The 25,404-nt window shown below is 67.1% G+C and carries 27 protein-coding genes, 1 tRNA gene and 1 pseudogene; 13 read left to right on the top strand and 16 right to left on the bottom strand.

What is annotated here, in order from left to right; genetic code table 11:
* Window positions 1-38: 38 nt before the first annotated feature.
* Window positions 39-809: a type II CAAX prenyl endopeptidase Rce1 family protein gene (locus ACFXKA_RS07510; RefSeq protein WP_379426516.1), complete on the bottom strand. Its 771-nt coding sequence runs from the start codon at window positions 807-809 to the stop codon at window positions 39-41.
* Between the two features lie 118 nt (window positions 810-927).
* Window positions 928-1,782, bottom strand: a complete 855-nt coding sequence (gene rsmI / locus ACFXKA_RS07505; RefSeq protein ID WP_354836128.1) for a 16S rRNA (cytidine(1402)-2'-O)-methyltransferase — start codon at window positions 1,780-1,782, stop codon at window positions 928-930.
* A gap of 127 nt (window positions 1,783-1,909) precedes the next feature.
* Here rsmI and ACFXKA_RS07500 point away from each other — a divergent pair, with 127 nt between their 5' ends.
* Window positions 1,910-3,517 carry a dolichyl-phosphate-mannose--protein mannosyltransferase gene (locus tag ACFXKA_RS07500; RefSeq protein WP_379426515.1) on the top strand — a complete coding sequence of 536 codons (1,608 nt, stop codon included), beginning with the start codon at window positions 1,910-1,912 and terminating at the stop codon, window positions 3,515-3,517.
* Between the two features lie 103 nt (window positions 3,518-3,620).
* Here ACFXKA_RS07500 and ACFXKA_RS07495 read toward each other — a convergent pair whose 3' ends face one another.
* Window positions 3,621-3,995, bottom strand: coding sequence for a GntR family transcriptional regulator (locus ACFXKA_RS07495; RefSeq protein ID WP_379426514.1), 375 nt, complete (start codon window positions 3,993-3,995; stop codon window positions 3,621-3,623).
* Window positions 3,996-4,002: 7 nt separating this feature from the next.
* Complete coding sequence (gene arcA, locus ACFXKA_RS07490) at window positions 4,003-5,232, bottom strand: arginine deiminase (protein WP_379426513.1); 1,230 nt, start codon at window positions 5,230-5,232, stop codon at window positions 4,003-4,005.
* Window positions 5,233-5,332: 100 nt separating this feature from the next.
* On the opposite strand from arcA, the gene soxR reads away from it, so the two are divergent.
* Window positions 5,333-5,839, top strand: a complete 507-nt coding sequence (soxR, locus tag ACFXKA_RS07485) for a redox-sensitive transcriptional activator SoxR (RefSeq protein WP_379426512.1) — start codon at window positions 5,333-5,335, stop codon at window positions 5,837-5,839.
* Here the strand turns inward: soxR and ACFXKA_RS07480 are convergent, their stop codons facing one another.
* From ACFXKA_RS07480 to ACFXKA_RS07450, 7 genes are all read right to left on the bottom strand, one after another.
* The gene (locus ACFXKA_RS07480; RefSeq protein ID WP_354836136.1) at window positions 5,840-6,688 is read right to left on the bottom strand and encodes an SDR family oxidoreductase; all 849 of its coding nucleotides are present in this window, start codon (window positions 6,686-6,688) and stop codon (window positions 5,840-5,842) included.
* Window positions 6,689-6,875: 187 nt separating this feature from the next.
* The gene (locus ACFXKA_RS07475) at window positions 6,876-8,678 is read right to left on the bottom strand and encodes a putative bifunctional diguanylate cyclase/phosphodiesterase (protein WP_379426511.1); all 1,803 of its coding nucleotides are present in this window, start codon (window positions 8,676-8,678) and stop codon (window positions 6,876-6,878) included.
* A gap of 90 nt (window positions 8,679-8,768) precedes the next feature.
* Entirely contained in the window at window positions 8,769-10,916 is a 2,148-nt protein-coding gene (locus ACFXKA_RS07470) for an Rv1355c family protein (RefSeq protein ID WP_379426510.1), read from the bottom strand.
* A gap of 2 nt (window positions 10,917-10,918) precedes the next feature.
* On the bottom strand, window positions 10,919-11,884 hold the full coding sequence (locus tag ACFXKA_RS07465; RefSeq protein WP_379426509.1) for a hypothetical protein: 966 nt from the start codon (window positions 11,882-11,884) through the stop codon (window positions 10,919-10,921).
* Between the two features lie 35 nt (window positions 11,885-11,919).
* Window positions 11,920-12,354: an effector binding domain-containing protein gene (locus ACFXKA_RS07460; RefSeq protein WP_354836142.1), complete on the bottom strand. Its 435-nt coding sequence runs from the start codon at window positions 12,352-12,354 to the stop codon at window positions 11,920-11,922.
* Window positions 12,351-12,794, bottom strand: a complete 444-nt coding sequence (locus ACFXKA_RS07455) for a GyrI-like domain-containing protein (RefSeq protein ID WP_040861458.1) — start codon at window positions 12,792-12,794, stop codon at window positions 12,351-12,353. Before ACFXKA_RS07455 ends, ACFXKA_RS07460 begins: the two co-directional genes overlap by 4 nt.
* Before the next feature lie 129 nt (window positions 12,795-12,923).
* Window positions 12,924-13,583 (bottom strand): trimeric intracellular cation channel family protein, encoded by a 660-nt coding sequence (locus ACFXKA_RS07450; RefSeq protein WP_379426508.1) that lies wholly within the window; start codon window positions 13,581-13,583, stop codon window positions 12,924-12,926.
* Window positions 13,584-13,700: 117 nt separating this feature from the next.
* Between ACFXKA_RS07450 and ACFXKA_RS07445 the strand changes: the two genes are divergently transcribed.
* The 3 genes from ACFXKA_RS07445 (at window position 13,701) to ACFXKA_RS07435 (ending at window position 15,675) form a co-directional block, all read left to right on the top strand.
* The gene (locus tag ACFXKA_RS07445) at window positions 13,701-14,423 is read left to right on the top strand and encodes a uracil-DNA glycosylase (RefSeq protein ID WP_379426507.1); all 723 of its coding nucleotides are present in this window, start codon (window positions 13,701-13,703) and stop codon (window positions 14,421-14,423) included.
* A gap of 386 nt (window positions 14,424-14,809) precedes the next feature.
* A complete protein-coding gene (locus tag ACFXKA_RS07440) occupies window positions 14,810-15,403 on the top strand; it encodes a TetR/AcrR family transcriptional regulator (RefSeq protein ID WP_354836553.1) in 594 nt (197 codons plus the stop codon).
* Between the two features lie 199 nt (window positions 15,404-15,602).
* A tRNA-Ala gene (locus ACFXKA_RS07435) sits at window positions 15,603-15,675 on the top strand.
* A gap of 72 nt (window positions 15,676-15,747) precedes the next feature.
* Here the strand turns inward: ACFXKA_RS07435 and ACFXKA_RS07430 are convergent.
* The 3 genes from ACFXKA_RS07430 to ACFXKA_RS07420 are packed head-to-tail and all read right to left on the bottom strand — an operon-like array spanning window position 15,748 to window position 16,951.
* Window positions 15,748-16,383, bottom strand: a complete 636-nt coding sequence (locus ACFXKA_RS07430; protein WP_379426506.1) for an ATP-binding protein — start codon at window positions 16,381-16,383, stop codon at window positions 15,748-15,750.
* 14 nt (window positions 16,384-16,397) lie between these two features.
* Window positions 16,398-16,619, bottom strand: a complete 222-nt coding sequence (locus tag ACFXKA_RS07425) for a hypothetical protein (RefSeq protein ID WP_379426505.1) — start codon at window positions 16,617-16,619, stop codon at window positions 16,398-16,400.
* 56 nt (window positions 16,620-16,675) lie between these two features.
* Entirely contained in the window at window positions 16,676-16,951 is a 276-nt protein-coding gene (locus ACFXKA_RS07420; protein ID WP_379426504.1) for an AAA family ATPase, read from the bottom strand.
* Window positions 16,952-17,243: 292 nt separating this feature from the next.
* Between ACFXKA_RS07420 and ACFXKA_RS07415 the strand changes: the two genes are divergently transcribed.
* From ACFXKA_RS07415 to ACFXKA_RS07400, 4 genes are all read left to right on the top strand, one after another.
* Window positions 17,244-17,366, top strand: coding sequence for a hypothetical protein (locus ACFXKA_RS07415; protein ID WP_379426503.1), 123 nt, complete (start codon window positions 17,244-17,246; stop codon window positions 17,364-17,366).
* A 43-nt stretch (window positions 17,367-17,409) separates the two neighbouring features.
* Window positions 17,410-18,261, top strand: coding sequence for an LLM class flavin-dependent oxidoreductase (locus tag ACFXKA_RS07410; RefSeq protein WP_379426502.1), 852 nt, complete (start codon window positions 17,410-17,412; stop codon window positions 18,259-18,261).
* Window positions 18,262-18,563: 302 nt separating this feature from the next.
* Entirely contained in the window at window positions 18,564-19,217 is a 654-nt protein-coding gene (locus ACFXKA_RS07405) for a TetR/AcrR family transcriptional regulator (RefSeq protein WP_379426501.1), read from the top strand.
* Window positions 19,218-19,411: 194 nt separating this feature from the next.
* Entirely contained in the window at window positions 19,412-19,969 is a 558-nt protein-coding gene (locus tag ACFXKA_RS07400) for a flavin monoamine oxidase family protein (protein ID WP_379426500.1), read from the top strand.
* A 17-nt stretch (window positions 19,970-19,986) separates the two neighbouring features.
* On the opposite strand, the pseudogene ACFXKA_RS07395 reads toward ACFXKA_RS07400, so the two are convergent.
* Window positions 19,987-20,262, bottom strand: a pseudogene (locus ACFXKA_RS07395) (enoyl-CoA hydratase-related protein); the annotation flags it as partial.
* A 433-nt stretch (window positions 20,263-20,695) separates the two neighbouring features.
* Here ACFXKA_RS07395 and ACFXKA_RS07390 point away from each other — a divergent pair.
* The 4 genes from ACFXKA_RS07390 to ACFXKA_RS07375 all read left to right on the top strand — a co-directional run bounded on the left by ACFXKA_RS07390 (window position 20,696) and on the right by ACFXKA_RS07375 (window position 22,465).
* Window positions 20,696-21,025 (top strand): PadR family transcriptional regulator, encoded by a 330-nt coding sequence (locus ACFXKA_RS07390; protein WP_379426499.1) that lies wholly within the window; start codon window positions 20,696-20,698, stop codon window positions 21,023-21,025.
* A 2-nt stretch (window positions 21,026-21,027) separates the two neighbouring features.
* Window positions 21,028-21,390 (top strand): DUF1048 domain-containing protein, encoded by a 363-nt coding sequence (locus tag ACFXKA_RS07385; RefSeq protein WP_379426498.1) that lies wholly within the window; start codon window positions 21,028-21,030, stop codon window positions 21,388-21,390.
* A gap of 29 nt (window positions 21,391-21,419) precedes the next feature.
* Complete coding sequence (locus ACFXKA_RS07380; RefSeq protein WP_379426497.1) at window positions 21,420-21,995, top strand: dihydrofolate reductase family protein; 576 nt, start codon at window positions 21,420-21,422, stop codon at window positions 21,993-21,995.
* A 263-nt stretch (window positions 21,996-22,258) separates the two neighbouring features.
* Window positions 22,259-22,465 (top strand): hypothetical protein, encoded by a 207-nt coding sequence (locus ACFXKA_RS07375; protein WP_379426496.1) that lies wholly within the window; start codon window positions 22,259-22,261, stop codon window positions 22,463-22,465.
* A 117-nt stretch (window positions 22,466-22,582) separates the two neighbouring features.
* On the opposite strand, the gene ACFXKA_RS07370 is transcribed toward ACFXKA_RS07375, so the two are convergent.
* Window positions 22,583-24,487 carry a potassium transporter Kup gene (locus ACFXKA_RS07370; RefSeq protein WP_379426624.1) on the bottom strand — a complete coding sequence of 635 codons (1,905 nt, stop codon included), beginning with the start codon at window positions 24,485-24,487 and terminating at the stop codon, window positions 22,583-22,585.
* Window positions 24,488-25,404: the final 917 nt, after the last annotated feature.

The raw sequence follows: 25,404 nt of genomic DNA, 5'->3' as shown, positions 1-25,404 counted from the left end.
ATACACTCACAGTGCAAAATCTCGGCCACAGCTACCGATCATCCGGCCGCGCGGACGCCCGATCCCCGGCGCGAAATCCACACGGCCGCACCGACCGCCAGAGCCGCCACGGCGTAGTAGTACAGCTGCGGCAGTCCCAGCGTGTCATCCCCCATCACCAGGTACAGCGCGACATTGATCAGCCAGTGCCCGACGGTGCCGATCAGAGCCCGCTGCCAGTAACCACCGACCGCGAGAAACCCCAGCACGCAGGCGAATCCGAGCACCGCCGCCAGGAACGCCGCCGCCACGGCCGGTCCCGCCGCGAACGCCTGTACATGCCACACCGCCCAGATCACCCCGGTGATCCCGATCGCCACCGGCCGGGCATACCGCGACTCCAGCACCGGCTGCAGGAATCCCCGCCAGCCCGCCTCCTCCCCCGCCGCCCCGACCAGCTGGAGCAGCACGAACACCGCGAAAGGCACCCCACCCACCGCCGCCGGACCGTGCAGCTCCATCGAGTCGGAGGCCATGGCGGCGGTCGCCAGGCCGATGGCCGCACACGAAACCACCACCGCCACACCATGTCCACGCACCACGTCCCACGACGCCGGCACGGGCAGCAGGGCCACCAAGCGCTGCCGCCACACCAGGGCCACGACACCTACCGCCACCGCGGGCCCGAACTGCGTCAGCGACAGCGCCGCCGGGTCGATCCCCGAATTCGCCTGCACCACAAGCAGAACTCCGGACGCCAGAAACGCCAGCACCACGTAGACGCCGGCCATCGCGCCGATACTTCCCGACCGCACCTCATTCGAGATCACCCCGCGATGGTCGCACCGGGGTTCTCGACGGTCCTCACCCCCGAGAGTGATTCCCGCACTGCGATATCAGACTCGAGAGCCAGTCCCGAGCCCTCCCAGCAAGCCGCGCTCCGCCCGGCTACTCGGCGGCCCGCGCGGCCAGCACCGCGTCGTAGAGTTCGCGGCGCGAGGCCCCCGTGGCCGCGGAGACCTCGGCGCACGCGTCCTTGAGCCGCAGCCCGGAACCGATCAGCGCCTCCACCTGGCCGACCAGGTCGGCGGGCTCGGCGGAAACCGGTTGCGCGCCTTCGAGAACCACGGTGATCTCCCCCCGCGCACCCTCGACCGCCCACGCGGCCAGCTCGGCCAGCGTGCCGCGCACGACCTCCTCGTAGGTCTTGGTGAGCTCCCGGCACACTGCGGCGCGACGCTCCGGGCCGAGCACCTCGACGGCATCGGCCAGGCAGTCCGCAAGACGGTGCGGGGCCTCGAAGAACACGACGGCCCGCGGCTCCGCGGTGAGCGTCCGCAGCCACTCCTTGCGCTGACCGGACTTGCGGGGCGGGAAGCCGTCGAAACAGAACCGCTCGACCGGCAGGCCGGACAGCGCGAGCGCGGTGGTCACCGCGGACGGGCCCGGCAGACAGGTGATCGGGAGGCCGCGCTCCACGCAGGCCGCCACCATCCGATAGCCCGGATCGCTCACCGACGGCATCCCGGCATCGGTGACGAGCAGCACGGTACGACCGGACTCGATCTCCTCGAGCAGCATCGGGATCCGCGCGGTCTCCACGTGGTCGTAGAAGCTCACCACCCGGCCGGTGATCTCGATGTCCAGGGCCTTGGCCAGTGACCTGGTCCGGCGCGTGTCCTCGGCGGCCACCACCTCGGCGGTCGCCAGCGCGTCCCGCAGCCGCTGCGAGGCATCCCCGATATCGCCCATGGGAGTGGCCGCCAAGACCAGCCGTCCGCCGGCACTCGGCTCCGCGCTCATGGTGCTCCTACTCCTCGAAAGGTCCGCCAACTCGCCCCCGACTCTATCGATGCGATCGACCGGCACCGCCAACCTCCATCCTCACCGCGGCGGGACTCGGGGGCGGGTACCGCTTACGATCGACGGCGTGACCCAGGTGACCGACGTGCGACCGGCAGCGGTGGGGGCGGAGACGGCGGCGCTGTCGAGTCCGGCTCCGCTGGTGCCCTCACCCGATTTCGGGCCCACGGACTGGGCTCGGGGGTGGGTGGTCACGCTGTTCCTCACAGCCATCGCCGCCATCACCCGGTTCCTGCTCCTGAACTATCCGACCGACCTGCACACGCCCGTCTTCGACGAGAAGCACTACGCGCCGCAGGGCTGGCAGGTGCTCACCGGCGGCGGCGTGGAGGACAACCCGGCCTACGGGCTGGTGGTGCACCCGCCGGTGGGCAAGCAGATGATCGCGCTGGGCGAGGCCATCTTCGGCTACTCCCCCTGGGGGTGGCGCTTCACCGCGGCCGTCTCCGGAACCCTGATCGTGCTGCTGGTGATCCGCATCGTCCGGCGGATGACCCGGTCCACGCTGATCGGCGCGTTCGCGGGCATTCTGATCATCTGCGACGGGCTCACCTTCGTGTCCTCCCGCATCGGCATGCTCGACATCTTCCAAGCGCTGTTCGTGACAGCGGCTTTCGGCTGCCTGGTGGTGGACCGCGACGACATCCGGGCGCGCATCGCGCTGGTGGCCGCGCAGGGCCGCATCGACGACAGCCCATACGGGCCGCGTTTCGGGGTGCGCTGGTGGCGCTTCGGCGCGGGCGTCCTGCTCGGGCTGGCCTGCGGCACCAAATGGTCCGGCGCGTACTGGATCATCGGTTTCGCCGCGCTGGCACTGGCCTTCGATCTCTCGGCCCGCCGCGGCTACCGGGTGCAGCGGCCGTGGTGGGGTGTGGCCAGACGGGATCTCGGGCCCACCGTCTACGCGCTCGCCGTGATCCCGGTATTCGTGTACCTGGCCTCCTTCTGGGGCTGGTTCGCCAGCGAGACCAGCTACGACCGGTACGCGGTCGGGGTGAAGGTCGGACGCGGCGGCGACTTCTCCTGGGTACCGAGCGCACTGCGGGGACTCTGGTACTACGGCGGCGAGGTGCTCACCTTCCACTCGCAGCTCACCAATTCCGCCGGCAATCACCATCCCTGGGAATCCAAGCCGTGGACCTGGCCCATGGGCCTGCGGCCCATGCTCTACTACTACGCCGACACCAATGTGACCGGCTGCGGCCAGCCCACCTGCGTGAAGGCCGTGATGGCGATCGGCACCCCCGCGCTGTGGTGGGTGGCCTTCCCCATGCTGGCGTGGGCGCTGTGGCGCAGCGCGGTGCGCCGCGACTGGCGCTACGCGGCGGTCCTGGTCGGCTACGGCGCGGGCATCCTGCCCTGGTTCCTGGACCTCGACCGCCAGATGTACTACTTCTACGCGGTGCCGCTGGCCCCGTTCCTGGCCATGGGTGTGGCGCTGGCGCTCGGCGACATCCTCGGCCACGCCCCACCCGTCGGGCGACGGCTGTCGGGAGCCCCCGGCTGGCAACACTTCACGCCGCTCAGTGAGCGACAAGGCCTGGGCCTGCTACTGGTCAGCCTCTACCTGGCACTGGTCATCGCCAATTTCATCTGGCTCTGGCCGATCCTGACCGCCCAGGCCATCACCCCGGGCAACTGGCACGACCACCTGTGGCTCCCGAGCTGGCGGTAGGACTGACGTCAGATCGTGGGGGCCAGCCCCCACACCCCCGAAAAGATTTGGGGGCCAAGCCCCCCGAACCCCACGTACGTTGCTCGGCGCGGATCCGCCGAAACTAGGGAGCAGTAGGAGCTTCGCCGAGCGCCGCATGCAGATAACGCACTGCGGCCGTGTCATCGAGACCGAGTCGGCGGATCACCGCGACGTATTCGGTGGCGGCGCGGCCGGCCAGGTCGCGGGTGGGGTCGCCGGAGGAGGCGATGAAAGAGCCCAGGCGGCCGCGGGTTTCGAGAACGCCGTCCTGCTCGAGCTCCCGGTAGGCGCGGGCCACGGTGTTCGGGGCCAGCTTCAACGTCGCCGCCAGCGCCCGGACCGTGGGGATCTTGGTCCCGGCGGCCAGTTCGCCGGAGCGGACCCGGGCGATGATGCCCTGGCGCAGCTGCTCGTAGGGCGGGACCGTCGAGTGGTGGTCGACCGGGATGTCCAGCATGGCTTCATCACACCTCGTCACGCGACAGCGGGCAGGACAGGCAGCGCGGACCGCCACGGCCGGAACCCAATTCGGAGCCGGGGATGCGCAGCACCTCGATTCCGGCGTCTTCGAGCCGCGCATTGGTGTTCTCGTTGCGCTCGTAGGCGACCACCACGCCGGGGGCCAGGGCGAGGGTGTTGTTGCCGTCGTCCCACTGCTCCCGCTCGGCCGTGACGCCGTCCAGGCCGGTGTCGACCACCCGCAGCTTGCCGATGCCCATGGCCTCGGCCGCCACGCGCAGGAAGGGATCCGGGCCCGAGATACTCACCCCGTGCCCCTCCTCCTTGCGAATAGTGAAGGCACACAACTCATCCTGGATGGCCGGGTACATGACCACCGCGTCGACGTCCACCATGGTGCAGACGGTGTCGAGATGCATGGTCGCCCGGGTCTGGGCGATCGGCACCACGAGCACGGTGCGCGCCAGATCGTCCTCGAACAGGCTGCGCGCCAAGGCTTCCGCGCCCGCCGCCGTGGTGCGCTCCCCCACCCCGACCGCCACCACGCCCGGCGCGAGCAGCAGCACGTCGCCACCCTCGATCGGCGCGGTGTGCGATTCGTAGGCTCGCCGCACGCCCAGGAAGCGGGGGTGGAACGCGTAAATCAGGTCGGTGAGCGAGGTTTCGCGGGCGCGGGCCGGCAGCGCCAGCGAGGTGATGGCCACCCGCGGTCCGATCCAGAAGGAGGAGTCCCGGGTGAACAGCAGATTGGGCAGCGGGTCGATGACGAAGTCGTGCCCATGGTGCATGCGCCGCACCAGTGAGGTGGCATCCGCCCCGAAGGGCAGCTCGTCGAATGTCATGCCGGACATGAGGATCTGCGCCAGCTCCGGCGCGGGCACTCCGCGCAGGTAGGCCGCCAGCTCATCGGCGAGTAGGTGACCGAGCCGCCGCGCGTCCACCGCACCCGAGATGCCCTGTATCCGCGCGGCGCCGCTGACCTGGATGGTCTCGGTCAGCACATCGGCCAGCAGCAGCACCTCCACGCCACGCCCGCGCAACACCTCGGCGAAGATGTCGTGTTCCTGCTGGGCGCGCTCGACCCAGGGAATGGCGTCGAAGAGCAACTGGTCGTTGTTGCGCGGGGTGAGCCGGCGCAGCTCGTCGCCCGGCCGGTGTAACAGCACCGTGCGCAGCGCGCCGACCTCCGAGGTCACGGAAAACGGTCGCGCCGTGGGTGCGGCCTTTGTTCCCATGACACGACGGTAGTTCCCCGCGGCACGGATGGCATGGAATTCGCGACTCGAGTCGAACCCTGGAGTCGCACCGGCGAAAAACCTGGAGTAATGTTCAGGTATGCAGACCGCGTCGTGGCAGGCGAAGGAGCTGACTCCCGGTCAGCTCGCTCAGCGAGCCGGAGTTTCGGTGTCCGCCTTGCATTTCTACGAACGAGAGGGCCTGATCACGGCCCGCCGCACCAGCGGGAATCAGCGCCGCTACCCCCGGGAAACCCTGCGCCGGGTGGCCTTCATCCGCATCTCACAGCGGGTCGGCATTCCGCTGGCCGAGATCCGCCGCGCCCTCGACAACCTCCCCGACGGCCGCAACCCCACCCGCCGCGACTGGGAGACCCTTTCCACCACGTGGCGCGCCGACCTCGACGACCGCATCGAACAGCTGGTCCGGCTGCGCGACAACCTCACCGGCTGCATCGGCTGCGGCTGCCTCTCGCTGGGCGTCTGCAAGATCTTCAATGCCCACGACCACCTCGGCGACGAGGGCCCCGGCGCGCGCGTGCTGGACACCCACGCCGCCGAGAACTGCGCCAAGGCCGTCTGCGCCCCCACGCCCGACCAGGCGTGACTACTTGCGCGGCAGGAACGAGGTGAACAGGTCGTTCGCGCGGCGCATGGCGAACTCGTAGGGCCAGGCGAACTTGCGGGACCACCAGTAGCCGAACCGGATGTCGAACTGGGTGTGGATCAGGTAGGTGCCCTTCTCGACACCGCGCAGGATCGCCTCGGCCACCTGGTCGGGCGACTTGGCGTGGTGGCGGAAGCGCTTGATCCAGGCCTGGATTCGCGGGTCGTCGCGATCCACGCCGACGATGTCCACGGTCTGCACCAGCGGCGTGTCGACCGCGCCGGGCACCACCAGGTGGACGTCGATGTCGTGGCGCGCCAGATCGAACCGCAGCACCTCCGACACGCCGCGCAGGCCGAACTTGCTGGCGCTGTAGGCGGCATGCCAGGGGAAGGCCATCAGACCGGCGGCCGAGGACACATTGACCAGCGCACCACCACGTTTCGCCTCGATCATGGGCGGCACGAAGTTCTCGATGACATGGATCGGTCCCATGAGGTTCACATCGACCAGGCGTTTCCAGTGGCGGTGCTCGAGGTTCTCCACCGTCCCCCAGGTGGAGATGCCGGCGATGTTCATCACCACATCCAGCGAGCCGAGCTCCTCGTGCACCTTCTCCGCGAAGGCGGTGACGGCGTCGTAGTCGCTGATGTCGAGGGCGGTGGCGACCTCGACGATGCCGCCGGTGGAACGGATGGTTTCGACGGTCGCGTCCAGCCCCTCGGCATTGACGTCGGTGAGCACCAGCCGCGCGCCCTTGCGGGCCGCCGCGAGGGCCGTCGCCCGGCCGATGCCGCTCGCCGCGCCGGTAATCAAAGTCTTCTTGCCCCTCAGGCTACGATCACGCACGTCGATCCATCCCTCACTTCGACAGCCCTGTCAGACCGCACGCTACTACGCGAACAATCCTGTTCGCGAGTCGGGCGCATACCCGTTACGCCCCTATTTTCCTGGGCACACGCACCCCGGTCCGGGATTCCGCGCACGGTGCGGGGACGTTAGGGAGTCGTGCCCATCCGGACCGCCGGACCGTGACTCAGGACGGCCCCGGCAGCACCGACCGGCTGGTCCCCGGCAGGTCCAGATCCAGCGCGATCCGCCCCGCCGCCAGATGCTCCTCGACCTCCCCGCCCGGCATCGGCCGCGCGATCAGGAACCCCTGCGCGCGGTAGCAGCCCAGCGCCACCAGCGTGCGCGCCGCCACCGTGGTCTCGACGCCCTCGCCGACCACCCCGAGACCGAACGAACCCGCCAGCCCCACAATCGATTTCACGATCGCCAGATCATCGGCGCTGGCGCCCAGCCGCTGCACGAAACCCCGGTCGATCTTCACCGCGTCCACCGGCAGCGCCTTCAGGTGCGACAACGAGGAATACCCCGTCCCGAAGTCGTCGATGGCGATCTGCACACCCATCCGCTTCAACCCGCGCAGGGTCACCTGCGTGCGCGCAAGATCCTGCACCACAACATGTTCGGTGATCTCCAGGCACACCGACGACCCGTCGATGCCGTACCGCCGCAGGATCCCCTCGATGGTCTCCACGAAATCCAGCGAAACCAGCTGCACCGGAGACACATTGATCCGGATCACCACATTCGACGCCAGCCCCCGCCGCCGCCACTGCGCGAACTGCTCGGCGGCCGTGCGAATCACCCAGCGACCCAGCTCCCCCGCCAGATTGGTGGCCTCCGCGACACCCACGAACGCACCGGGCGGCAGCAGCCCGCGCGTCGGATGCTGCCAGCGCACCAGGGCCTCCAGCGCGACCACCCGGCCGGTGCGCAGATCCACCTCGGGCTGATAGTGCAGCACCAGCGAACCGTCCGACACCGCGCCGCGCAGATTCAACTCCACGTCGTCCTGCAGCTCGAACTGCGCGCGCATGGCATCGGTGAACACCGCGACCCCGTTGCCGCCGCTCGACTTGGCAGACAGCAGCGCGTGATCCGCGCGCCGCAGCACATCGGCGACCGTGGTCTCGCCCGGAATACCGAGCGCCACGCCGACGCTCGCGCCCCGGCTCACCGTCTCCTCGCCGACGGTCACCCGCCGCGCGATGAGCTGCTGAATCCGGCTCGCCTCCCGCTCGGCCGCCGCCGCGTCCATCGGCTTGGCCGGCACGATCACGAACTCGTCGCCACCCAGCCGGGCGATCACGTCACCCGGATCCAGATTCTCGCGCAACCGCGTTGCGAGCGTGCGGATGAAATTGTCCCCGGCCGTGTGCCCGAGAAAGTCGTTGAGCGCCTTCAGCCGATCCAGATCCAGGAAGAACGCCGCCACCGGCCCCGGCCGTCCGGGCCTGAGCCGCTCCTCCATGTGCTCGAGCAGCGCCCGCCGATTCGCCAGTCCGGTCAGATCGTCGTGCATGGCGATATATCTGAGCCGTTCCTCGGCCTCCACGCGTGCTTGCAACTGGGCGAACAAGGCGGCGATCGCCTTGAGCACATTGACTTCCCGGGTGCTCCAGTCACGATCGCCGACCTTGATGAAACCGAGCAGACCCGTGGACATGTCACGCGACACCAGCGGCACCGCGGCGGCGGACACCTGTGAATACCCCGTCGATTCCAGGATGAACTGCTGATAGTCGGGGAACTCGCCACTGTCCCGCAGCACCATGGGCTCGGTCGCGTGTTCGAACTGGGCGAACACCGAATTGGTCTGGTCGAAGTAGGCCACCCGCAACGGATCCGGGTCGACGGCCACCGGCCGGGGCGGCCATTCCGCGATCAGGATCGAGGCCCGCTGCTTCCGGTCCGTGTAGCGGAGGAAACTGAAATCAACATCGAAATGCTCGACCAGCCAGGACAGCACCCGCTCACTCGCCGACGCCATGGTCGTAGCGTCGACTGCCATCAACTCCGAGGCGACCTGGGTCACCAGTGAGTCGAGTGTTCGCCGAGGCACCGTTATTCTCCGATCACGCTAACCGCGGGTTTCCGCGCCCGGTATCGGAAGTCGCCTGCTTCGAACCGTGGGCGCCACCGCATAGCTGAGGCGAAGCACCACCGCCATTGTCTCGTTGTCAGGCACTCCCAACAGGCCCAGGAAGCGGCCCTGAACTGACGTTAGTGTATCGGCGAACTCCGGGGAAACCCTGTCCACTTCCTCGGGGCGTCGCACGTACAGGAAAGCCGGCGAGACCGGCTGGACCGCGAGACCGTGCCGTTCGGCCTCGATCCACACCCGCTGAACGGCCTCCCCGGCCCGTGCGTAGGCAACCAATTCGGCCGTGTCGTCCGGCAGCGGCGCGGGGAAGGTCACGGCCACCACGGCCGAGCTGGTCCGGATCCGGCCACGGGAAGACTCACCCAGCGCGAAACCACCGTCCCAGGCACGCACCAGCTCCATGACATCTGCCCGGCGAGCGATCTCGAGCTTGGCCAATTCGTCGGCGGCGAGACCCAGGGTGCGTAGGTCCATGCCGGTCCGGGCGTCGTCACCCGGCCACCGCAGTTCGGACAGCATCTCCCGATGCATGCGGGGTGTCAGATATCGGATCCGGTCGGACTCGCCGAGCAGCAGGGAAAGGCCCTCGATATCGGCGGGATCGGTCACCGAGCGGAGCACCGCCCCGGCATCCGCGGCGACGGCGGACAGGGCTTCCAGTGCCGGTGCGGGCATCGGCGCACCGCTGCCGAAGTGCCGATTTGTTCGGCGCGCGAGCAAGGCCGGGTAGTCGCGGGCCAGCACCGGATCGGTGTTCGTTCCCGGCCGCAGCACCGCCGCGAGCCGTCCTGGGCCGTCGACGCGGAACTCGCTGTCCCCGAGCATGCCGAGTGCGGCAGCTGCGGCCTTGGCGTTGTACAGCGCCGCCCCCACCGCCATCGCGCTGCCGCGGTAGGCGATGTCCACGATCGACGAGCGTTCGGGCGCAAGGGAAATCGTGACGGATCCAGCATCGACACCGAGGGTCCATGGCTGCGCATTACCCACCGAGGGCGCACGCTGGGCACAGAACAGAACGGCCGCGATCCCGGATTCCGGGGCGGGCTCCTCGGGCGGCAGCTCGGCCCAGACCAGATCGTCGAACGGGTCCGGTTCGGCGAGTTCGTCGAGGCTGCGCTCCAGGTCCAGCCGGGTCCGGCCGGACGGCAGCTTCAGGCCCAGGCCGAGACGGCGCACCGCGGTCGCGACGCTGGAACCGCCGTGCAGCACCTCCGAGCCGAGTTGCGGCCAGCTGTTGAGGCTTTCTCCGAGCTCGACCATGCTGGCCGCGCCACGGCTGGACAGGTTGCGGCCGTCCAGGATTCGAATGAGGTACGGCGCTTTCTCCCGAGGGGTCAGCCCGCGGAGTTCGGCGGTGCCTACATCGCCGATCAGCCCGTGGAACGGCGGCCGTTCCGGCTCCAGGTCGAACCGTTCCACATCGAGCAGGCCACGGTCGCTGGTCTGCATGAGCAGAGGCATCCGTCGATTGCGGGCGCCCTCACGCAGCGCGAGTTTGATGTCGAAGGAGTCGCATTCGTCGACGACGATCGACAGATCCGTGAGGAACGCCTCGAGGTTTTCGTCGGTCACGCCCTCCTGCCACACCTCCACCGGCAGGTACGGATCGAGCTCGGCGATCCGCCGGGCGGTGACTACCGCCTTGTTCTGGCCGATATCGAACAGGGTGCCGGGGAGACGATTCAGATTGATCAGTTCGACAGCGTCGAAATCCGCGAGCCGCAGCCGGCCGCAGATGCCTTCCAGCGCAAGGGTATATGCGACCGCGTGGCCGACGCTCTGGCCGACCACGCCGACGGACAGGGCGCCCAGTCGTTCCTGTTCGGCGTAGGTGAGATTGTTGCGGTTGCGATCGAGACGGACGACCCGCAGCAGTTGCGGGCCGGGCAGTCCGAGGACGACGTTCCGCCAGGGGTAGAAGACCCATCGATCGAATTCCGGCCCTTCGGACAATTCCGGCGGGGCGATCAGTGATTCGAATTCGGCGCGTAGCAAATCGCGCAAATCAGAAAATTCAATTGTCGAATCGGCACGCAATGCGGTGAGCCGATCGGCGTCCTGGGGATTCGATTCATCGAGCAGTAGCGGTCGGTATTCACCGTCCGCGGGTAGATCTGAGGCCATTGTTACGCGAGTCCCTCACTCGGGACCCAGGTAGTCGGCAATTTTTGGCCCGATTCCGTGAATTCCGACAATTCAGCATCCATCAGCCGGATCTGAGATTCCGTTGCCACGGACCGATAGGTCTGCATGTCGTACCACACCGGCACGGTGCGATAGCGGTCGTCGGGATACGAGGAGGCCGGGATCCACCAGGCCACGCGCGCGCCGCTGCTGCGGTAGCACCGGAGGGCATGTTCGGGCGCCACGCCGACCTGGTATCGCACGCCGAGCAGCACCATCGAGTGGACGTATGCCCGGGCGATCCAGTCGACCAGGGCGCCGCGGTGTTCGACATCACGCGCGGTCCAGCCGGCCTTACCCTCGATCACACCCTCGGGAATCTGATCGGCGACCATCCGCCGGAAGGCGATCTCACCGGGCAATCCCGCCCAACTGGCCACCGCGTGCACCTCGTCGACATGCCGGTACGGACCCGAGACACGCATGCCCGCGACGGCCCGGCCGTCCGAGTCCAGCGCGACACCGAAAAGTGTGGTGGAGCGACCGTCGATCACTTTGTCGTATTCGAGCGCTTCCTCGGTGCCGAACTGGCGGTAAACCTCACGAGCACCGTCCATACACCGGCGCCACAAGCGGAGATCCGCCTGCGGCGGACCGATCACGAATGTGTACCCCGACTGCGGATCCGTAGATTGGAACATGCCGTCACCAGGCCCTTCCGCCGGGACGAGCGAGACCGGTTCGACTGCCATAAAGTTCCGCTCCACTAATGCGCTGAGGTCGCGCGATCCTCCTGTGTCCCCGCCCGATACGGCCGTGCATCGGCCATGCCCGGCACGGGCACCTAGGGGAGTATCCGTCAGCCAACTGAAATTGTCCAGGCAACCGCAAATGCCCCGAAACCCAAACGTGGTTCCAGTAATCCCCCCGGTCAAACCATTGCTATCAATCATGAAATACAACGACAAGACCGGTTGGTACCCATTGGGTTAATAGTGAGCAATCACACCAGGATGGAGATGAAAAGCTCCAGCTCGGTCGTGCCGTGCCAGATCTCGATCTCCTCGCGGTAGGCGCGGGTGATCTCGGCGGAAGCGGTCGCGTCGTCGACCTGAGCCCAGACGTCCTCGGCCGGATCGTGATAATCGCCATTGGGCCGAAAGCGGGCGTAGACGCCCTTGGGCACGCGGATGAGGACGTCGCCGACCGGTACGTCGTCGGGACCTTTGTACTCGTAGGAGACCAGCACGTTGTAGTTGCCGGCGGGGTCGGGAACGTAGACGGTGGCCAGCGGGCGCTCGGCGCCCTCCCGGTCACGCAGGCGGTCGCGCAGGAACTCGATGAGCTCGCTGTTGGAGACCTTGAAACTGGGGCGCACCCGCGGAACCACCAGGCCGCCGTAGACCCCGCCGGGCCGGACCACGATCGAATAGGTCATGACGGCTCGACCGCCAGGTACAAATCGATCTTGTACGCGTGCGGGTAGGTCTCGAAGTCGCCGGTGTGAATGCGCTTGATCTGCTTGTGTTCCTCCGCGTAGGCGATCTGCGTCCACAGATCCGTCATCACCTGGGGGAAGTTGCCGACCGAGGAGAAGCGGGCGTAGGTGCCGCGCGGCAGGCGGGCCACCACGTGGCCGCGGGTCACCTCGTCGAGCGAGCCGCACTGGTAGCCGACGATCTGGGTGTTGTAGGTGCCGAGCTCGGCCGCGTAGTCGGTGTAGGCCGAGGCCAGCGGACCACCGAGTTCCTGGTGCAGGACCGCGGCCCAGGCCACTTCCAGATCGTGGTCGCGCAGTTCACCGAGGGCACGTTTGGGACTGCGCACCGGCAACCCGGCAACCCACGTCTCGTCCCGCTCGACGATCTCGAACTGCATTGGATGGAAACTCTCTCGAGGTGTGGTTCACAGCCAGTCGGCCAAGCCTTCGCCATGCTATCAATCAGCCCGGACCGTACCCGGCGACACGACTGAGGTGCTGGCCTCCCCCGCGCGCGGGCGCGTCGCTCACCCGTCGCGGCGGCGGTGCGGGCGGGCCATCGGGGCGTGCCAGTGCCGGAACAGCGCGATCAAGCGCAGGCCGACCGCGCCCGCCCCCGCCAAACCGCCGGTCCAGTATGTGTATTGGCCGTAGTGCAGCAGCAGCGCCGTCGCCACGGAACCGAGCAGGGCCGGCACGGCGTACAACTCGCCGTCGCTGAGCACGCTGGGGGTGACACCGGCCAGGACATCGCGGATCACACCGCCGCCCACCGCGGTCACCAGGCCCAGCGCCGCCGAGGAGGTCGCCGACATGCCGTGCTGGAACGCGGTCACGGTGCCGGTCACACAGAAGATGCCGAGGCCGATGGCGTCGGCGATATTCAGCGGGGTGCGGACCAGGCGCACCGGCGGATGCCAGAAGAAGATGACGGCCGCGGCCAGCAGGGCGACTCCGGCATAGGAGACCTGGACGAAAGCCAGCGGCGGGGTGCGGCCGATCACCAGATCGCGGATCACACCGCCGCCGGTGGCGGTGGCGACCGCGAGCACCGCGATGCCCACCACATCGAAGCGGCGACGCACCGCGAGCAGCGCGCCCGACACTCCGAATGCGAACACGCCCAGCAGGTTTCCCACACTCTGTGCCGCGTCGACAGGGGTACCAAGTTCGACGAGATCACTCACCTGTGGCCCACTTCCGTTTCCATCGCTAACTTTCGGCTACCGGCGCACAGTATGCCCGGCCCGCCACACCGGCACTCCGCCGCACGGTCGGTGTGGCTTTGTGGTTGAGTCGCCCCTGTGTGCCGCACAATTGCCCAGCTAGAAGCGGAACTTACCGCGTGTCGAGACTGCCCTCGGCTGGTGGCATGGCGCGAGCAGGTCGCACACGAGAAGCGGGCCGCTTTCAGTGACGAGAATTACTGGGGCAAGCCTGTTCCCGGCTTCGGTCCCGCGGACGCCCGGCTGCTGATCGTGGGCCTGGCGCCGGCCGCGCACGGCGGTAATCGCACCGGCCGCATGTTCACCGGCGACCGCAGCGGCGACGTCCTCATCGCCTGCATGCACGCCGTCGGCCTCGCCAACCAGCCCACCAGCGTCTCCGCCGACGACGGCCTGCGACTGCTCGGCACCCGCGTCACCGCCCCCGTGCACTGCGCCCCACCCGACAACAAACCCACCCCCACCGAGCGCGATACCTGCCGCCACTGGCTGACCACCGAATTGACCCTGCTGGCACCCACCCTCCGCGCGATCGTCGTCCTCGGCGGCTGGGGCTGGCAAGCCCTCCTGCCCGCCCTGGCCGAATCCGGCTGGGCCATACCCAAACCCAAGCCCCGCTTCACCCACGGCACCCGAATCGAGCTGGCCCCAGCCGTCCCCGGCCGCTCCCCCCTCCACCTGTTCGGCACCTACCACCCCTCCCAGCAGAACACCTTCACCGGCCGCCTCACCCCAGCCATGCTCGAGCAGGTCCTCACCGACGCCGCCCACGCCGCCGGCCTCCCCGTCCACCGCCCCTAGACCCGGCCGACCGCGGCCGGCAGGTCGATTCGGCTGTCCACGTCCGGCATTCAATGAGGTCACCAGCCCCGCAGCGGGCGACTCGGCTCGACTGACCGGACTCGGCGTCCAGCGAGATCGCCATCACGAGCCGGACGGCACGATTCGACTGTCCCGACTCGACATCCAGCGAGATCGCCATCATCGAGCCCGGCGACACGATTCGACTGTCCGGACTCGGCATTCACGAAGGTCTCCGGCGATGGTGCGGGCGGGTGCATCGGCCAGGGGCACGGCACTCTCGGTGGCGGGGTCGCCGGACCGGATACGATGCGGGCGTGAGCAGGGCCGATGACGAATCCGACCGGGAGGAGGCGGCTGCCGATGGGGCGGCCGGGGGTGTGAAGGTGCGCCGCAGCCGGGCCGGGACGCGACAGCGGCTATTGGACGCGGCGTTCGAGGCCTTCGCCGAGGAGGGATTCGGCCGGTGTTCGGTCGAGCAGGTGTGTGAGCGGGCCGGATTCACACGGGGTGCGTTCTACTCGAACTTCACCTCGCTGGAGGAATTGTTCCTGGCGATGTGGGAGCAGCGATCGGCATCGATGCTGGCCGAAGCGGCAGCGATGCTCGATACGCCCGGCGGAGTGGGCGGCGATCCGCGGCGAGCGGTCGAGCAGGTGCTGGCGGCAGTTCCGGTGGATGACAAGTGGTTTCGAATCACGTCGGAATTCACCGCGCACGCCCTGCGCAATCCCGCGTTGCGACAGGTGATGGTGGCGCGAGAGGAGGCGATCGCCGCAGCACTCACCCCTGTGGTGGTCGCACTCATGCGCCGCAACGGCCGACGTGTACCGGATCCGGCGGCTCTTGGCCGGGCACTGGTGGCAGTGCACGACGGCACGCTGGGCCAGTGCCTGCTGGAACCGGACAACCCGGCAGTACGCGAGTACCGCCTCGACCTGTTCCTGCGAGTACTCGACTCCTACAGCGAGCCCATCTGAAAGCTCGGGCCGGCCGCTCATGAGCGAGCCCATCTGAGGGCTCGGGCCGGCGCTCACGCCTGAACGGAGTTCGGCGATGCCCTGGTCGCCGTGCGCCTGCCCACCCCTACATCCACAGAAACCGTCTCCAACCAGCCGATTCGTCGACTCCCCACCCCACCTGCTAAAGTTCTCCAGCGCGGGCCGGAAACGTCCCCGCGGGGCTATAGCGCAGTTGGTAGCGCGTCTCGTTCGCATCGAGAAGGTCAGGGGTTCGATTCCCCTTAGCTCCACAGAACGGCAGAGCCGCAGGTAGATAGCCTGCGGCTCTGCCTTTTTCGTGACAGTGCACGAACCGGGGGTGGTCATGGTCGTGCGTTCCATAAGGCGCTGACCGGCAGGGCGCGGAATTTCGGTCCGAACGGGAGGGTTTCGGTACCGGTGTAGAGCACGTATCCGGCGAGGAGGTCGTCACCCAGACGTTCTGCGAGGTGGCGGAGCCCGCGAAAGTCCTCGGCCTTGACGGTGGCGGCGGCTTTCACCTCGATGGCGATCACTTCTCGGCGGTTGTTCTCGAGAATGATGTCGACTTCGACGTTGTCGCGGGTGCGGTAGTGGAACATGCGGGCTTCCTGATCAGACCAGGTGAGCTGGCGGGCGAGTTCGGCGGCTACGAAGCCCTCCAGCAGTGGCCCGAGCGGGCCGTTCACGGCCCGCAGCGCGCGTGGGTCGATGCCGCACAAATATGTCGCGATGCCGGAATCGACCATGAACACCTTGGAGGTTGCGACGGCCCGGGTGGTCAGGTTTCGCGACCAGGCGGGGATGCGCTTGATCAGGAAAACTTCTTCCAGCAGGCGGAGATAGCGGGCGACGGTGTCCTTGGGCAGACCGAGTTCATTGCCGAGGGCGCTGGGCACCAGGAGTTGACCGGAGCGGGCCGCGACGAGGTTGGCCAGGGTGAACATCTCTGCGGTGCGTTCGATTTCGGACAGTTGCATGACGTCTCGGTTGATCAGGTCCGCGACGTAGGAGGAGAAGAATCGGGAACGCCGTTGCCCTCTCGTGCAACGGCTTCGGGGAAGCCGCCGCGTGCGATCCGTTCGATGTAGTCATCGCGATTCTCGGTCCCGTCATGCCTTAGCTGTGGTCCGCGCTCGAAGGCGGAATCGATGAATCTGTCCGGCGCGCCGTCGATTTCGCCTTGCGAGAGCAGCCAGAGTTCGATTGTCTCCATGCGTCCGGGAAGGGCGTCGGGAACGCTCCGTAGTGCCATGACGTGAGCCGATCCGGTCAGTAGGAACCGGCCGGGTCGTCCATCAGCGTCGACGGTCTCTTTATCGCCAACAGCGGCTCCGGCGCTCGCTGTACCTCGTCGATGATCAATAGGGAATCGTCGAGGACGAACTGCGTGGGGTCGTAGCCGGCTGCCTGTCGCGTCTCGGGTTTGTCGAGGCTCCGCCAGGTCGCGCCGATCTCCCTGCCTATCCGGGCGACCAGCGTGCTCTTTCCGCACTGGCGTGCCCCGTTGACCAGGACGACGTGAGTATCTGCCAGTGCTTCATGCACGGCCGAGTGGGCATGGCGGGGAAGAATTCGACCAATCGGCGATGACGAGAAGGACGAGGTCACCGTATTCTGTGCGCGTTTTGCCGCACAACATATGCGCGGTCTGCCGCAACCTGCGTGCGCGTTCAGCCGCTGAAATCGTGCGCTTCTTGCCGACCCGGGACCGGCTGCAAGAAGTGACCGGGGCCGGACCTGGTCGCTGAAACGTCGGGCCGAAACGGGGTTCTCGGTCAGGGGTGAGGCAGTATCTTGCGAAGCGCAACTGTTTCACATCGAGTATCGGGGAATACTCATGCGTCGTACCCTTGCCCTCGTCGTGCTCACCGCCGCGGCCCTCACTGCCGGAATGGGTTCGGCCGCAGCCGAATCGCCGACGCGCTACGAGGGTCACCGTGCACTGACGCGGCTGGCATGATCGCGGGGTGGACCTACGATTCGGTATTCAGTTGGCGCCGACGGTGACCGAGCTGCCTCAGCTGCGCGCGATGGCCAGGGTGGCGGACCGGGAAGGCCTGGATCTGCTCGGCATCCAGGATCATCCGTACTCCGGCGGGCTGGCCGACACTTTCGCGGTGATCGCCACCGTGCTGGCGGAAACCGAACGGCTGCGGGTGTTTCCGGATGTGGCGAGCCTGCCACTGCGCGGGCCCGCGATGCTCGGGAAGCAGGCTGCGACCTTGGATCTCCTCAGCGGCGGACGGTTCGAACTCGCCTTGGGCGCGGGCGCTTTCTGGCCGGCGATCGGCGCCATGGGCGGCCCGATGCGGTCGAATTCCGAAGCGCTGCAGGCGCTCGAGGAGGCCACCTCGATCATTCGGGCGATGTGGCATCCGGGGACGAAGGCGAAAGTCGAAGGCACGCACTACACCGTGAAGGGCGTGCAGTCCGGACCCGCGCCCGCGCATCCGGTCGGGATCTGGTTCGGCAGCGTCGGCCCCAAGGCCAACGCGCTCACCGGGCGCATCGCCGACGGCTGGGCGGCGCCCATCCCGCACTACCTCCCGTATGAGAAATGGCAAGCGACACAGGACATCATCTCTGCCGCCGCCATCGACGCGGGACGTAAACCGGGCGACATCACCCGGATGGCACAGCTCGTCGGAACGATCACCGACACTCCGGGGCCGGTCACGCTCCGCGGCGAGGAACCGATTCGCACCGACGCTGCGGGCTGGGCCCGCATTCTGGCCGATCTCGCCACGGAAACCGGCTTCGACACCTTCGTGTACTGGCCGGAGTCCGCCGACGATACCCAACTCCACCGCTGGATCGGTGACGTCGTTCCTTCCACCCGCGCCTTGTGCGCCTGACCATCCAGGGTGCGCCGATTCGAGTAGGTTCGCATCAGCTCCACTCCCGAACGATCGCCCGTGATCTCGGCAGAGGTCGCGGGCGATCGTCGTTTTCGATCTGTTCGAGCAGAACTCGGCGAATCGCACTTCGATCCCGGAGGTCGCCGGCGACCCGATGGAATTCACCGAGCCACAACACCGACATCGGGCATGGTTCCTCCGCCAAAAGTCGGTCGTTTGTCCGACTGTAAGATAGGTCGCGTCGAGGTGGCGTGCAAGAGTTGTGCGAAGTTCGTCGGCCGGCGGAGCGAGGAGAACCCGTGGTTTACGTCAGAGCGTCCGAACGCGAGGAGCAGATCGTCGCGGCGGCCATCACCACGCTCAGCGAATCGGGCGTGCCGGCCACTACGCTGCGCGCGGTCGCCGCGCAGGCCGGGCTCGCGCTCGGGACGCTGCACTATGTGTTCCCTACCAAGGACAAGCTGCTGCGCGCGGTCATCACCACGCTCATTCGCGACATCTCCGAGGCCCTGCGGGCGGAACTCGAACTCGACAAGGGCGTCGAGCACGCCCTTCGGCATGGCGTGACCAGCTTCTGGGAAAGGTTGGTGCGCAACCAGATCGGACTGCAGATCATGCAGTACGAACTGATGGCGTACTCCGTGCGCAGCGACGCGGGCGGCAGCCTCGCGCAGCTGCAGTTCGAGCGCTACAGCTCGGTCGTCACCGAGTTCTGCGAGCAGGCCGCCCAGGCCGCGGGCGAACGGTGTGCCGTCGGTTTCGACACGCTCGGACGCCTGGCGCTGGCCCAGGTCGACGGGCTGATCCTGCAATACATCTCCAGGCCGGATGACGACCGAGCCCGGCGGGACCTGAACCAGGCTCTGGACATGCTCGTCCTGTTCGCCGACCCGCAGCCGATGGCACGGAGTACCGCGCGGCGAACGAGCGCGACCGACACCGACGCCTCATAGCTGTTCGCTGCTTCCGCTCCACCACCTATTGCGTCCTGGGTCACACTCGACCTATCGTAACTCGTACGGTTGTCCGACTTAGTTCGTGAGGAACCGCGCTCGGTTCGAGAGTCGACCTCGGCGGCCAATGGATCGGGCACGGGCATCATCGTTTCGAAGACCTCGCCGCAGAGTTCGGCACGACCGTCTTCGCGATGCACACCCCCAAGCGGCCCAAGATCGTCGACGGCGACAAGACCATCAAGAACTTCGCCGTCTACGATCGTCCGTTCTGGCGCGAGAACGGCCACGCCGAATCGCTGATGCTCTCCGATCCCGGCATGGCGGTATTCGATACCTCGACGCCCGGCGGGCCTGGCCATCTCTGCGTTCTCATCGCGGGCCCCGAGGCGCGGGGGCTCGATGGTCTCACCGCCGAGGCGCGCCGCGCATTGATACTCGGCGCCATTGCCGCACAGCTGGGCTCCGACGTGCTCATACCAAGGGGCTGGCACGAAAAGTCTTGGCACCAAGACCGATACGTCGGCGGTGGTTACACGGCTCTACCCGTCATCGGTCACGACGAGGGGTACTTTCCGGCATCCGCAGCACCGGTGGGCAACATCCACTGGGCCGGCAGCGAGACCGCGAGCGAACACGCCGGATACATCGAGGGAGCAATCGAATCCGGCGAACGGGTCGCAAGGGAGATCGCCGAAATACTCTCCGCCACAAGCGGAGACGACGCAACCAGCTCCCCGACCAGTTCGTGACCACCGCCCCGCCCTCACGCGAGAAGGCGAGCCAATTCGATTGCGCGGGTGAGCTGTCGGCCGGTCTCGACAACCTGTTGAACCAGTCCCAACCGCAGCGTCTGGTCGGCGTCGAACGGATCTCCGGTCAGCAGCCAGCGCATCGCGTTGCCCCAGCCGGCTTCCCGTGGCAACCGGCAGGTGGCGCCGCCGAGAGGGGAGATCCCTCGTTGCACTTCCATCTGAGCGAATTGGGCGTTGGCTGCGGCAATTCGGATGTCGGCTGCCAACAGCAGCTCGATTCCGATGGTCATCCCACTCGCCGAGCGAGGTCCTCGGCGACGACCGACCGATGGTCATCGGCCACCAAGCCTGACGCTCATCCAGGCAACGCGCGGTCGGTCGCCACCAGGCCACCGAGTGTCCGACCGTCCGGCGCCATGCGCCCACCGACACGATGAGCTCGGCAGCACGATGCAGAGGAAATCTCATCGCCCACGCCACCGCCATCACCACCAAGAATCCCCAGGTCGATGAGCTGGGGATTCTTGCGTTTCACACCCCTTGCCCAGGGCTGGCCGTCGAGTACTGAACGGCCGGCGTCGGGTCGGCGACTTGCTTGCCGGAGCGGAATTTCCAGTAGTCCACGGGTTTACAGGCCTTCGGTGAGGACTGCTTGCCGTTTCACTACTCAGTGTTACTATCTACTAGTAGTCAGCGTAACTGAGTAGTTCGAGGAGGTGATCCGTGGGCAAGCAGATGACGGAGCTGCTCAAGGGCACATTGGAAGGCATTGTGCTGGCGATCCTGTCCGTGCGGTCGGCGTACGGGTACGAGATCACGGCGCGGCTGCGGGAGCAGGGGTTCTCCGATATCGCCGAGGGCACCATTTACGCCCTGCTGATCAGGATCGAGAAGAAGGGCCTGGTAGACGTCGAGAAGGTCGCCTCGGAGAAGGGGCCGCCGCGCAAGGTGTTCACCCTCAATGCGCAGGGGCAGGACTATCTCGACGAGTTCCGCAGGAGCTGGAACTTCCTTTCCGAACGGCTCGAACAACTCCACGAAGGCGGCAAATAGTCATGGATATCTCGAAACTCACCGCGAAGGTGATCGGCGACCTCGGCGACAAGCGACGGTGGCGGCAGTACAAGGAACGCGCACGGCGGCTGCCGGTGAACTACCGCACGGCAATCGACGCGTTCGAGCGATACCTGATGGTGTACGGGCCGGGCGGCAGCGTCGCCATGTTCGAGGACCTCGCCGATCTTTTCGAACAGAGCGCGGCCGATCGCACCCCGATCCGGGAGGTCGTCGGCGACGACCCGGTGGAATTCATCGAGACGTTCGCGCGGAACTACCAGGAGGACGCGTGGGTCAACCGCGAACGGAAGCGGCTGGTCGACGCCATCGAGCGCGCCATGGGCGACGACACCGGCAGCTGACCATCGCAGCCTGAAGGGAGAGCAACCCGATGGGGAAGATCGTTCATGTCGTCCACCAGTCCCTGGACGGCTACATAGAAGGGCCGAACGGTGAATTCTACTGGCCCACCATGGATTCCGACGTCGACGCGTATTGGCGCGGACTCGCCGACACGGCGGGGACCTTCCTCTACGGCCGGGTCACCTGGGACTTCATGTCCGAGTACTGGCCCCGCGCCGAGCAATGCGCATTCCATCCCGGCGACGCCGACTTCGCGCCGGTCTGGCTGGCCAAGCCGAAGGCCGTGGTGTCGCGCACGCTCGACAGTGCGGCGTGGAATACTCGCGTGTTCGCCGACTTCGGGTCCCTGGCCGCTGCGGCGGGTCGTGAGCAGGGGGACTTCCTCCTGTGTGGTGGATCCGAACTCGCGTCGTCGTTGACTCGCGACGGATTGATCGACGAGTACCACATTTTCGTGCACCCGGTCCTGTTCGGCGGCGGCAAGCCCGTTTTCACCGATGTGAATGTCGGTGCGGCACTGCGATTGACCGAATCGCGGGTACTGGACAAACAAGTCGTTCTGCTGCGCCACGAACGGCTCGAGACATCGAATTCACCGGGATGACCAGCGCGACCCAACCGATCAACGCCACGCGGAACGCAGCGTGGTCGAATGGTCGACCGGGCGGGCCCCACCGCTGATGCGGTCCACTAGTGCGGGGTCATGGCGGACTCGACGGTACCGTGATTCGCTTCGAATGCGCCGACGCCGCTAAGAAATCGACAATTTTGTGCGCGGGTCGGTGATGGAATCGTCAAGAGCCACGGGGCGTCTTCCGGGTGGATATCCAATGGGAGCTCAGGCCATGTCGAAGCTGGAGGCAGGTTATGGGCATCATCGGCAGGGAAGTCTGCCTGTCGTCGTTCCATGTGCAATGGTCGCCGGCGGAGGAGGTGTACATCGCGCGCTCCGACCAGCACCCCGGTCTCGCCGCTCGCGATGAGTGGTCCTCCCTCGCCGCCGTCGACACCCTGATCGATCTGATCGAACGCCGAGGGCGGCACGAGGATTGGTCGGGGCGGCCCGCCGCGTGAAATACGCCGGGCCCGGCTCCTATCTCTCGATCGAGCAGTGTTCGGGGCGCGCCGACGACTACGAACGAAAGCGCCGGACACCCTGCGGCCCAGGCAGGCCAGGATGCCGGCCCCGGCCTACACCTCGATCTGCGAGCCCATGATGACCGTGCGTTCCCGGGGAAGGCCGAAATATTCGGCGGCGTCGGCGGTGATGTGGCTGGTGGCGATGAACAGGCGTTTGCGCCAACGGGCCATGGTGGGTTCGGGGCCGGGGCGGAGTTCGATGGTGGACAGGAAATAGGAAGCCCCGGCCAAGTCCAGGGGGCCTTCGGTTTCGGCGGGGTCGAGCAATGCGAGTGCGGCTGGGACATCGGGGGTTTCCATGTAGCCGTAGCGGGCGGTGACGTGGATGATGCCGTCCTCGCGGTAGTCCAGGTGGTCGATGGTGATGCGCTGGTCGACCGGAACCCGCGGGACCGGTTCGATTTTGATCGACAGGAATACGACCTGCTGGTGCCGTACATGGTTGTGCTCGACGTTGGCGCGCATGGCCAGGGGAGCGGTTTCCTTGCCGCGGTTGAGGAATACCGCGGTGCCGGGGACGGTGACCGTCGCCGGCTTGCCCTCCTGCAAATGGTCGATGAACACGCGCAGTGATCCTTCGCGCTGTTCGCGTTCGGCCGTGACGATCTCCCGGCCGCGCTGCCAGGTGGTCATGATGGTGAACGCGGTCAGGCCGATCAGTAGCGGCAGCCAGGCGCCGTGCACGAGCTTGGTGAGGTTCGCCGCGACGAACAGCAGGTCGACGATCAGCAGCGGGGTCGCGGCGAGCGCGATCAGCCACATCGGCGTATGCCATTTCGCCCGTGCGACATAGAAGAACAGCAGGGTGGTGATGGTGATGGTGCCGGTCACCGCCATACCGAAGGCGAAGGCCAAAGCGGCCGAGCTGCGGAACGCGAACACCAGCGTCAGGACCGACACCATCAGCAGCCAGTTGATCCACGGCACGTAGATCTGCCCGATGGTCGATTCGGAGGTGTGCGCGATCCGCAGCCGCGGTAGGTAGCCGAGCTGAGCGGCTTGGGCGGCAACGGAATACGCGCCGGTGATCACCGCCTGTGAGGCGATGACAGTGGCGGCGGTGGCCAGGATGACCATCGGCAGTCGTCCCCAGCCGGGGACGAGCAGGAAGAACGGGGCGCTGGCATTGGCGGGGTCGTCGAGGATCAGTGCCCCCTGTCCCAGGTAGCTGAGCGCGCACGCCGGGAAGACGAGGAACAGCCAGCCGCGGGTGATGGCGCGCCGGCCGAAATGCCCCATGTCGGCGTAGAGCGCCTCGGCGCCGGTGACCGCGAGCACGACCGCGGCGAGTGCGAAGAACGCGATTCCGAAGTGGCCGAACAGGAATCCGAGCGCATAGGTGGGTGAGAGCGCCTTCAGGATTTCCGGATGCGCGGCGATGCCGGTGACGCCCAGTGCGCCGATGGTCACGAACCACACGATCATCACGGGCCCGAACATGCGGCCCACCGCCGCGGTGCCGCGCCGCTGTACGAGGAACAGCCCGATGATGATCACCGCCGTGATCGGCACGACCAGCTCCGCGAGCGAGGGCTGTACCACCTTCAGACCCTCGACGGCGGACAGCACCGAGATCGCCGGGGTGATCATGCTGTCGCCGAAGAACAGTGACGCACCGAAGATTCCGAGCGCCGACAGCGCGAGCGCGGTACGCCGCCCGCCCGGCGCGACCCAGCGCCGCAGCAGCGTGATGAGCGCCATGATGCCGCCCTCACCCTCGTTGTCGGCACGCATCGCCAGCAGGACGTAGGTGACGGTGACGATGATCATGACCGACCAGAACACCAGCGACACGACACCGAACACGTTGTCGCGGCTCACCGGAACCGGATGCGGGTCACCGGGATCGAACACCGTTTGCAGGGTGTAGATCGGGCTGGTGCCGATATCGCCGAACACCACACCGAGCGCACCGACGATGACCGCCAGCCGGGCCGTGTCGTGCGCGGCGGATATGCCCGGTGTCGACTGCGTCGCGGGGGTGTCACCCGTTGCCCCCGTAGGTCGCTGCTCGGTCACAGTGGTACCTCCTCCGAGCGGGCGGCCGTGCGGATGCCCGCGAATCGTGCCGGACGTTACCGTCTCGCAGGCACAACGCCCGACACGCCCTCATCCCAGCGCGGCAGTCACCACTGCAACGGCCGAAACGGGTCTCGGCCAACGCGATGTCAGGCTCGAGACGTCGCGGCAAGCCCTCCCGCCCTGCAGCGGCGCAAGCTCAGCACTCGGCCGGCGGCTCTTCCCAGGACCGAGTGATGCTCTGCAAGCCGGCCACCATCGTGAGGAGTCCTTCTTGCGGCGGTGTTCGACAGCGCTCGTGCGACCGCCTCGCCCCGGTCGGTCAGCCGCAGCGGCCCGGGAATCGTCCGGGGCTCGTCCCAACTGCCGTGGCCATCGGTGGCGAGGAGTCCATGCGCCGCGATCAGACGGAGAGCCGACGCCTGGCACAAATCTCCGCAGAAGCGCTGTATTGCAACCGGATTCGGACAGTATGTCGAGGATCACGACGACATGGCAATGAGTTGCCAGCTCGTCCATCCGCATCGGGTCATCGTGATCGCCGACCAATCGAACCATCTCCTCGTTGCCCGGAAATCCTCCGGACGGAAGATGGAAGATAGCCGCGTCCGGGCAGTGGCAACAGGCTTCGACGCACCCTCAGCGACTCCGACCTCACCGAACTCATACCCCGGAAACACCGCGACGGGGCGGATCGGGTGGGTGGTGAATCCTTTTCGCGGTTGGTTGCTCTTATGGGGGTGCGGGCATCGAGGTCGGCACGTGGAGGAAGGGGTCTCATGACCGTAGTGGTGGTTGCCGTGGTTGTTGCGGCTGTGTCGGTTTGTAGTTGCGTGCTGTTCCTGCGTAATCGG

The sequence above is a fragment of the Nocardia sp. NPDC059228 genome, from assembly GCF_042754245.1.
Taxonomy (GTDB): domain Bacteria; phylum Actinomycetota; class Actinomycetes; order Mycobacteriales; family Mycobacteriaceae; genus Nocardia.
Note: the sequence above shows the minus strand (reverse complement) of the source record. Positions and strands in the feature narration are given on the sequence as shown.

Excerpts from the sequence above, each read along its gene's own strand:
- ACFXKA_RS07380 (WP_379426497.1), top strand. The coding sequence starts at position 21,420 with ATGGGGAAGATCGTTCATGTCGTCCACCAGTCCCTGGACGGCTACATA.
- ACFXKA_RS07430 (WP_379426506.1), bottom strand. The coding sequence starts at position 16,383 with ATGCAACTGTCCGAAATCGAACGCACCGCAGAGATGTTCACCCTGGCC.
- ACFXKA_RS07475 (WP_379426511.1), bottom strand. The coding sequence starts at position 8,678 with ATGGCGTCGGCGAGTGAGCGGGTGCTGTCCTGGCTGGTCGAGCATTTC.
- arcA (WP_379426513.1), bottom strand. The coding sequence starts at position 5,232 with ATGGGAACAAAGGCCGCACCCACGGCGCGACCGTTTTCCGTGACCTCG.
- ACFXKA_RS07400 (WP_379426500.1), top strand. The coding sequence starts at position 19,412 with ATGCACACCCCCAAGCGGCCCAAGATCGTCGACGGCGACAAGACCATC.
- ACFXKA_RS07455 (WP_040861458.1), bottom strand. The coding sequence starts at position 12,794 with ATGCAGTTCGAGATCGTCGAGCGGGACGAGACGTGGGTTGCCGGGTTG.
- ACFXKA_RS07385 (WP_379426498.1), top strand. The coding sequence starts at position 21,028 with ATGGATATCTCGAAACTCACCGCGAAGGTGATCGGCGACCTCGGCGAC.
- rsmI (WP_354836128.1), bottom strand. The coding sequence starts at position 1,782 with ATGAGCGCGGAGCCGAGTGCCGGCGGACGGCTGGTCTTGGCGGCCACT.
- ACFXKA_RS07495 (WP_379426514.1), bottom strand. The coding sequence starts at position 3,995 with ATGCTGGACATCCCGGTCGACCACCACTCGACGGTCCCGCCCTACGAG.
- ACFXKA_RS07415 (WP_379426503.1), top strand. The coding sequence starts at position 17,244 with ATGCGTCGTACCCTTGCCCTCGTCGTGCTCACCGCCGCGGCCCTCACT.
- soxR (WP_379426512.1), top strand. The coding sequence starts at position 5,333 with ATGCAGACCGCGTCGTGGCAGGCGAAGGAGCTGACTCCCGGTCAGCTC.
- ACFXKA_RS07375 (WP_379426496.1), top strand. The coding sequence starts at position 22,259 with ATGGGCATCATCGGCAGGGAAGTCTGCCTGTCGTCGTTCCATGTGCAA.
- ACFXKA_RS07425 (WP_379426505.1), bottom strand. The coding sequence starts at position 16,619 with ATGGAGACAATCGAACTCTGGCTGCTCTCGCAAGGCGAAATCGACGGC.
- ACFXKA_RS07460 (WP_354836142.1), bottom strand. The coding sequence starts at position 12,354 with ATGACCTATTCGATCGTGGTCCGGCCCGGCGGGGTCTACGGCGGCCTG.
- ACFXKA_RS07470 (WP_379426510.1), bottom strand. The coding sequence starts at position 10,916 with ATGGCCTCAGATCTACCCGCGGACGGTGAATACCGACCGCTACTGCTC.